Origin of the sequence: Serratia sp. 506_PEND (assembly GCF_001076875.1) — a bacterium.
In the GTDB taxonomy this organism is placed as follows: domain Bacteria; phylum Pseudomonadota; class Gammaproteobacteria; order Enterobacterales; family Enterobacteriaceae; genus Serratia; species Serratia marcescens.
Map to the genome: position 1 here is coordinate 1 of NZ_JVEL01000575.1, position 4,325 is coordinate 4,325.

Genomic DNA, 4,325 nt, shown 5'->3' on the forward strand with positions numbered 1-4,325 from the left:
GCTTTTCGATATCCACCAGGATCAGCATGCGCTCGCCCAGCGAACCGAGGCCGGTGAGGTATTCGGTCGCCAGCGTCACCGCGAACTCCGGCGCCGGACGGATCTGATCGGCGGTGAGCGACAGCACGTCGGAGACGCCATCAACCACGATGCCCACCACGCGCTGGCCAAAGTTCAACACGATCACCACGGTGTTCTCATCGTAGGAAACACTCTGCTGCGAAAACTTCACCCGCAGATCGATGATGGGAACAATCACGCCGCGCAGGTTGGTGACGCCCTTGATGAACGCCGGGGTGTTGGCGATGCGGGTCACCTGATCGTAGCCGCGAATTTCCTGCACCTTGAGGATATCGATGCCATACTCCTCGTTGCCCAGGGTAAAAATCAGAAACTCTTGCCCTACCGTTTCGCCAGCCAATTTGCTGACGGCTGCCAATCCTGCCATATCATTCACCTTTTAAATCAATAAACTCATTATTATGCGGCGGCGTCCGTCAGACGCTTTTCACGGTTCAAGGTTTGCAACGCCGAGACATCGACGATCAAGGCCACGCTGCCATCGCCCAGAATGGTCGCAGCGGAGATGCCCGGCACTTTGCGGTAGTTGCTTTCCAGATTCTTCACCACCACCTGATGCTGGCCAATCAGTTGATCTACCAGCAACGCATAGCGGCGGCCGGCGCTTTGCAGGATCACCACGATGCCCTGCGTGGCGTCGGTTTTGGCGCCGTCCACTTCGAATACCCGATACAGCTCCACCAGCGGCAGGTATTCGCCGCGCACCTGCAGCACGCGTTCGCCCCCGGCCAACGGATGCAGATCTTCCGCCTGCGGCTGCAGCGATTCCATCACCGCGTTCAGCGGCAGGATAAAGACTTCGTCGTTCACCTTGACCGACATGCCGTCGAGGATCGCCAGCGTCAGCGGCAACAGGATGCGGATGGTGGTGCCTTTACCGGCCTGCGAACGGATCTCGACGTGGCCCCCCATCTCCTGAATATTCCTTTTCACCACGTCCATGCCGACGCCGCGGCCGGAAACGTCGGTCACCTGTTCGGCGGTGGAGAAGCCCGGCGCAAAGATCAGCATGCCGACCTCTTCGTCGCTCATGCTGTCGCTGACCGCCAGCCCTTGCGAAGCCGCCTTGGCGAGAATTTTTTCGCGATTCAGGCCGGCGCCGTCGTCGATGACCTCAATACAGATGTTGCCGCCCTGGTGTTCGGCCGACAGCACCAGATTGCCCACCGCCGACTTGCCGGCGGCGATGCGGGTGGCCGGTTCTTCGATACCGTGATCGAGGCTGTTGCGCACCAGGTGCGTCAACGGATCGATAATGCGTTCGATCAGGCTCTTGTCCAGTTCGGTGGAGCTGCCCTGCAGCGTCAGTTCCACCTGTTTGTTCAGCTTGCCGGCCAGATCGCGCACCAGGCGCGGATAGCGGCTGAAGACGTATTCCATCGGCATCATGCGGATCGACATCACCGACTCCTGCAGATCGCGCGCGTTACGCTCCAGCTGGCTCATGCTGTTCAGCAGATCGCCGTGGTTCACCGGATCGAGCGTGCCGGAGCGTTGCGCCAGCATCGACTGGGTGATCACCAGCTCGCCCACCAGGTTGATCAGCTGATCCACCTTTTCCACCGCCACGCGAATGCTGGTGGACTCGCTCGCCTTGGCGCGCGCTTTTGGCGCTTCGGCCGCTGCCGCGGCCGGTTTGGCGGCAGGCGGCGCGGCGTTCGCGACCGCCGCAGGCGCAGGCTCCGGCACGGCGACCGCTTCCGGTAAGCCCGCTTCTGCGATGGCCGGTTCGCTCTGAGGCGGCGTCGAGAAGCTGATTTGTTCCGGTTCTAGCACGAAGCACAGCACGGCGCTGATGTCGTCTTCGCTGGCGGAGGTGAGCAACGTCACGTCCAGACTGTGTTCCGTCTGATGCGGGTCTTTAACCTCGCCGAGGTTGCCCAGCTCTTCCAACATCAAGGGGATTTCACTGGCTTTCAGCCCGTTCAGGCTGATGCGCATGCCGCCCTCGATCGCCGCCGGCGCGGCCGATGGCTTAACGACAGGCTGCTGAACGGCCGGTTGAGCCGCAGGCGCCTCCTGCTGCTGTTGCGCTTCCAACGCCAGCTGGCGCAGCGCCTGACAAATGTATTCAAAGCTTTCAGCGTCAGGCTGTTGCGAGGTTTTATAGGCGTCCAGTTGCTCCTGCATAATGTCTTTGGTTTCCAGAAACAGGTTGATAATCTCGGTGCTCAGGCTCATTTCCTGGCGTCTTGCACCGTCCAGCAGGTTCTCCAGCAGGTGGGTGGTTTCCTGCAGCACCGAAAAACCAAAGGTCGCCGCGCCGCCCTTGATCGAATGCGCCGCGCGGAAGATGGCGTTCAACGGCTCGATATCGGGGGCCAGCGGATCCAGCTCCAGCAGGTGTTGCTCCATGTCGGCCAGCAACTCGTCTGCCTCATCAAAGAAGGTCTGATAAAAATCGCTAATGTCCATGCTCACGGGGTCACCTCTGGCTGTGAGTCGCGGTTAGTCGGTGCGGGTGCGGAAGCCGGTTGTTCCGGCGCCTGATCGGCCGGTGCTATCGCCGGGGATGCCTGCGGTGGAGCGCTTGGCGTTGGCGCCACTGGTTCCGGGGCTGTCGCCGAGAGTTCCGGCGTTTGGCTGGCCGGCGCGGTCGCCGACGGCGCCAGCTGCTTCAGACTGTCCGGTTGGGCGATATCCAGCGCGTTGCTTTCGGCATTTTCGTGCTCGATGCCCTCTTGCGTTTGCTTGTTCAGCACCAACACGGTGATGCGTCGGTTAATCGCGTCATCGGCGCCATGCTGTTTCAGGCTCATGGTGGCCGCCATGCCCACTACCCGCAGCACCTTGCCTTCCGCCAGGCCGCCGGCGATCAGCTCGCGTCGGGAGGCGTTGGCGCGATCGGCCGACAGTTCCCAGTTGCTGTAGCCGCGCTCGCCGGTGGCGTAAGGGATATCATCGGTGTGGCCGGACAGGCTGATCTTGTTCGGCAAGTCGTTGAGGATCGGCGCTATCGCCCGCAGAATATCGCGCATGTAGCTCTCGACCTGCGCGCTGCCGGTTTTGAACATCGGCCGGTTTTGGCTATCGATAATCTGAATACGCAACCCCTCGTCCATCATGTTGATCAGCAGATGCGGGCGCAGCGCCTTCAGGCGCGGATCGGACTCAATCAACTCATCCAGCTTTTCGCGCAGCTTGTTCAGGCGCAGCTCTTCGGCGCGCGCGTCCGGCGAATCGACCTGTTTTCTCACCAGGCCGTGCTGCTGCGTGGGATCGTCGCCGCCGCCCGGGATTGGGCTGCTCTCGGAGCTGCTCTTGTCGCCGCTGGTCAGGGCGACCTTGAGCGGCGTACGGAAATATTCGGCGATTTGCGTCAGCTCCTGCGGGCTGGCGATCGCCAGCAGCCACATCACCAGGAAGAACGCCATCATCGCCGTCATAAAGTCGGCATAAGCGATCTTCCAGGAGCCGCCGTGATGAGCGGCGTGATGCGATTTGCGCTTTCTGACCAGAACGACCGGATGATTCTGTTTCATGCTTCTTCTTCTTCCGTCGCCTGCTGCGCCGGCGCTTTCACGCGGCGCACGTGTTCTTCCAGCTCAACGAAAGAAGGACGTTCGGTGGTATACAGCGTTTTGCGGCCAAACTCGACTGCGATCTGCGGCGCGTAACCGTTCAGACTCGACAACAGCGTGACCTTGATGCATTGCATCATCTTGACGTTTTCGGCGCTCTTCTGGCGCAGCAACGTCGCCAGCGGCGAGATGAAGCCGTAGGCCAACAAAATGCCGAGGAAAGTACCGACCATGGCGTTAGCGATCAGCGCGCCCAGTTCAGCGGCCGGACGGTCAGCCGAAGCCAGGGCGTGCACCACCCCCATCACCGCCGCGACGATGCCGAACGCCGGCAAGGAGTCGCCCACCATCGCCAGACTGCCGGCGGGCACTTCGCTTTCCTGCTCGTAGGTTTCGATCTCTTCGTCCATCAGCGCTTCGATCTCGAACGCATTCATATTGCCGCTCACCATCAGCCGTAAATAGTCGGTAATGAACTCCACTAGGGTGTTATCGGCAAGGATGCGCGGATAATTAGAGAAAATTTCACTTTCTTGCGGATTATCGATATCGAACTCGAGCGACAGCATGCCCTGCTGACGCGATTTGGCCAGCAGACGGAACAGCAACGCCATCAGATCCATATACAGATCTTTGTTGTATTTGGAACGGCGCATCAGGCGCGGCAGGGCGCGCAGCGTGGCTTTGATCGCTTTGCCGTTGTTGCCGACGATGAAAGCGCCG

The 4,325-nt window shown here is 60.7% G+C and carries 4 protein-coding genes; all 4 read right to left on the bottom strand.

Annotation, left to right across the window (positions count from 1 at the left end):
* A partial coding sequence (gene cheW / locus ADK28_RS25600; protein ID WP_048797015.1) for a chemotaxis protein CheW occupies positions 1-448 on the bottom strand: 448 nt, incomplete at its 3' end.
* Positions 449-480: 32 nt separating this feature from the next.
* The gene (gene cheA, locus ADK28_RS25605; RefSeq protein WP_048797016.1) at positions 481-2,502 is read right to left on the bottom strand and encodes a chemotaxis protein CheA; all 2,022 of its coding nucleotides are present in this window, start codon (positions 2,500-2,502) and stop codon (positions 481-483) included.
* Positions 2,499-3,563: a flagellar motor protein MotB gene (gene motB / locus ADK28_RS25610; protein WP_048797017.1), complete on the bottom strand. Its 1,065-nt coding sequence runs from the start codon at positions 3,561-3,563 to the stop codon at positions 2,499-2,501. Before motB ends, cheA begins: the two co-directional genes overlap by 4 nt.
* Positions 3,560-4,325 (bottom strand): flagellar motor stator protein MotA (gene motA / locus ADK28_RS25615; protein ID WP_048797018.1); only part of this gene is annotated, 766 nt, incomplete at its 5' end. The genes motA and motB, both read right to left, overlap by 4 nt.